Genomic DNA, 4,061 nt, shown 5'->3' with positions numbered 1-4,061 from the left:
GCTTTTGATCTCTCTTGTCATGTGGGCCTGATCTGAAAAGCCACAATCTATAGCTATCGATGAAATGGCATAATCAGGGTTAGTTAGGCAATCAATCGCTCGCCTTAACCTAACTATAGATGAGAACTGCTTGGGGGATAAACCAACAGCATTGGTAAATTTTCTGTTGACTGTTCGTTCTGACACTTTTATCTGCTGTGCAATGTTACTGATTTGCGTGATACCTTGAGCTTCGTGTATTAAGCTTAGAATATCCGCAATCATTGAAGACTTTATCTGTGATGGAGTTGCACAAACATGTTGGTTAATATTCGTGATTAGTTGACTTATATTGTTTTTATCACGACAAAGATTTCCGATCCAAGGGAGATGTTCTCCAGCGTATTTTCCATATTGCAGGCAGCCTGAGATTTTAGAAAGTGGCGTGTTTAGGAACACGCCAGCACAGCCGGCTCTCAATCTAAGCCCGATGAAACCTTGATAGGCACCGATCTTTATTAAGTGAGCTTTAGTAAAAGGAGGAGAGATAATTGGTATAATATTGCTTAACTGCCCTCCCACCTGAACATCGAATGTAAAGATAAGGTCTGTTCTACCATCAGGCACGATATAGTGGTGATTTCCTTGAATATTGTAGTAAGTCCAAACGGCTTCTACACTTTTATTTTCCAGCGCATCAATCTCAACTTCATTGAAACCAATTTGAAAATCCATAGAGAGCTCGACCGTTGATAAATAAGTATTAAAAGGCTTCAGGAAACCTAGAGTCTAATAGTACCATTACTTTACTCCGATGCCATTACCAAGGGATGCTGTCGGACTAATTGCCTAGCGACTTTGTTGTGATACCTTATCAGGCTATTTGGGCCGTCTTAGCGTTATATCCGATCTAGTTAAAGGAAAAATTGGATTTTACGCTCGCTATTGGGAGAAAATGAACGTAAATGGTGTAATCTAAATAGATAAATAGTGCAAAAGCACTAAGGCGCTTTATGCCCCTTTCCGCCTTAGGAAGCTATCTCGCAAACGCCCCCAAACCGATTTAGAAATCAATTTTTAAAGAGACTGTATTAACGCCTTGCTCACCGGCGAGTAAGTAGGTGCTGTTTTTGCAGTCTTTTGTTTTAGCAAAAACCGCGACAACTACAGAGTCCGAGTGCAGCAACTTATAGGTTTGGTGCGCTACAGATTCTTCTTGGTCTCAATATATTCAAGAACCTCTGTTAAGATCGAGTTGAATTCTTTTGGCTTTTCTAGCATTGGAAAATGTCCTGTTCCTTCTATATAGAAAAGATTATAAGTTTGAATATGTTTTCTATTAGTATCTGGGTCCGTTGGCCATAACCTAGCATTAATTGATACCACAGGAATAGTTATATTCTCAAAGACACCACTAGCCTCACCATTTACATATTGACCCATATAGTTGCGGAAAACACTTAATGCAACTTCGTGAGGGGCTGAAGCCATATCCTCTTTAACCCAACTGATTAACTCTCCATCAGTTTCTTCAGGGAACATAGGCGAGACAAAATCCTGCATTGCATTTTGAAAATCAACCTCAAAAGCTTGGGACATTTCATCAATAATTTTTTGAGGGATTTCTTCTGCAACATTTTGAAAAGTATCGATACCGATAATAGCGACAACTTTTTTAGGCATAAGCCGTGCAACTTCTGCCATTACACCACCACCCATTGAATGACCAATTAAGATTGCTTGGTTTAGGTTGTCTTTTTCAATAACAGCTTTTACATCATTAGCAAAAGATAACATTGTGTAATCAAGTCTACCCAATGAGGAGTTGCCATGACCTGCGAGATCAATTGTAATTACTCGATAATTTTTTGAAAAGGTAGAGAGTTGCTTATGCCAATAACGACTATCACAACTCCACCCATGAATGAATATTAAGGAAGTTTCTCCTGCGCCATATGTGCTATACGCAATTCGCTCTGAATCACTCGATACAGCAACTTCATACTTAACAGAAGTATGTTTACTTCCGCATCCAGCTAATACCAATAAAGAAAGCAATATTCCCAAAAGTTGTCTTTTCATTTCATCTCCAATTTTCAATATAACGTAGCACGAGTGCTTTTAACCTGATCCTGTAATTAACCGTAATGCCTTGTATGGAGACACTAATAGGCTCTTAGCAGTTGCAACAACCACTCCTTTTAGAGCTTCATAACTTAAAGCCGCCCCTTTCTCAGTTAGCGAGTTTTTTACAGTTTCCCATGGTCTTTGTTCACGGATAGCGTCTAGAAATTCATGACCTTCCCAAGTTAAACCGACGAAAACAGGAGCTGGAGTATCAATTTTGGATGTTGTTTCATTTGAAGTAAGCCACCGTCTACCATTGTTTTTACATGACATTTTATTCATCATTTGAATAGCCGGTTGGAGCAATAGGTTGAGTACGATTAAAATCCTGAGCTTCTGCTGCGAGTAATATTTCGCGAATTAAATCGAAGTCCCTTTTCATGATGCGATCCTTAATCTGATGATAACCTTCGCAGTGACGTTTTTGTCCAATTCTAGGCAAAACAGGTTACATTTACTGATTATAAATACGGTGCAAAAGCGGACATCCATACCTTATATTCACTGATTATAAATAAGGTCTAAAATGCGTCACATCCAGACCTTAGTTAATCTTTCTTTAACCCTTTAATAAGCTGGTTGTACTGACTTACTTATTCCACGGATTACTCGGATCGTATGGCGGCTCATCAGTACGTTCAGATGTTGCTTTTTTGCTTTTCTCGGCACTTTTTGATACTTCGTAATGGCGCACATTTGCAGCTTTATCTATCAGCAATATCACCTCTTGTGTGATTTCAGCTGGATCGCCCGCTTGTTGGTCAACAGGAATTTGACGATCACGGGGCGGAATGGACAATTGTTTGTCGTCAGGATAGGGGAAATTTTTATACTGATATAGATAAAAGTTTTCCACCTTCTCTCTAGCCCACTGATTACTGCGCAAAAATTTTGCTGTCGATTTCATCCCCGTATGGAACTGAAATCTATTAATCTGTAATGCGTCACTTAATAGTTCCCAGCCATAATGGTCAGAAATTTCTGTCAATAACTGTTCCAGTTTCATTCCGTATAATGGGTTACTTGCTTTTTTATCTGTCATTTAAATCTCTTATGATGAGAAAATTTGGCTTTCAGGATGATAACTTAACAAGCTGTTGCGTAATTCAACACCTTGCAACTTCAATTGGTTTATACGTTGCAGATATGCGGCGCCTTTTAACAGATGCAATGCCACATCAACTGCATTTCGTTGACTGTAATCCTCTAAATAAGTGCCCTTCACCCAACTGTTAAATGCCCCTAAACTTGGGCCGGCCCAGATTTGGTAATCCATTTCACGCCCTTTTTCACCGATATTTGACCAGCGGGAAGAAAGCCCTAAATACCAACGGAAAATCAGCGCCATTTTACGTTTAGGGTTGCTTTTAGCACGCGCCAGCATCTCTGGATCACGCTCATGGAAAAAGGCAATAGTTGTCGTCCATACATCATCTAAGTTCTGACGGAATATCTGTTTCTCGATTTTTTCACGCTCAAGCGCTGGAATTGCTTCGATTGAATCGTAATTGCTATACAGGTCATAAAGTTTATTAGCACGCATCGCAAACATGCTGCCACGCTTTACTACCTGCAGCTTTACGCCCATCTCAAACATATCGGCAGCGGGTGCCATAGTAACATCAGCCATCTCCACATTGGCAAGCAATTTACGGGTATGCTCAGATGCCCCCGCCTCCACGCATGCTTGATTCACCGAGCCTAAAACAATGTAGGCTGCGCCCATATTAAAGGCTGCCAGTGTTGCTTCCGGCGTTCCGATACCGCCACCGGCGCCAACGCGCAGTGCGGGTGAATAGTTATATTCAGCCTGGATCTGATCACGCAGTGCGATAATGGTTGGCAGAAGCGTTAAAAACGGACGGTTATCGGTATGACCACCAGAATCCGCTTCAGCTGTTATATCGTCAGCCATAGGTACACGTTGCGAAAGCTGTGCCTGTAACGGGGGGATT

The 4,061-nt window shown here is 40.9% G+C and carries 5 protein-coding genes; all 5 read right to left on the bottom strand.

Translation table 11 applies throughout. The annotated features are described in order from the left end of the window. Positions 1–714 (bottom strand): helix-turn-helix domain-containing protein (locus AC4GME_RS17255; RefSeq protein ID WP_490379882.1); only part of this gene is annotated, 714 nt, incomplete at its 3' end. Positions 715–1,182: 468 nt separating this feature from the next. Continuing rightward, entirely contained in the window at positions 1,183–2,061 is an 879-nt protein-coding gene (locus AC4GME_RS17250; protein ID WP_490376559.1) for an alpha/beta fold hydrolase, read from the bottom strand. Positions 2,062–2,100: 39 nt separating this feature from the next. Continuing rightward, entirely contained in the window at positions 2,101–2,391 is a 291-nt protein-coding gene (locus tag AC4GME_RS17245; RefSeq protein WP_490376560.1) for a DUF2513 domain-containing protein, read from the bottom strand. Positions 2,392–2,695: 304 nt separating this feature from the next. Next, complete coding sequence (locus tag AC4GME_RS17240; protein ID WP_490376561.1) at positions 2,696–3,148, bottom strand: VF530 family protein; 453 nt, start codon at positions 3,146–3,148, stop codon at positions 2,696–2,698. A 9-nt stretch (positions 3,149–3,157) separates the two neighbouring features. Further along, on the bottom strand, positions 3,158–4,061 hold a 904-nt coding region (locus AC4GME_RS17235), incomplete at its 5' end, for a beta/alpha barrel domain-containing protein (RefSeq protein ID WP_490379881.1).

This window comes from Psychromonas sp. (assembly GCF_983033635.1).
This window is presented reverse-complemented; position numbering and strand designations above follow the sequence as displayed.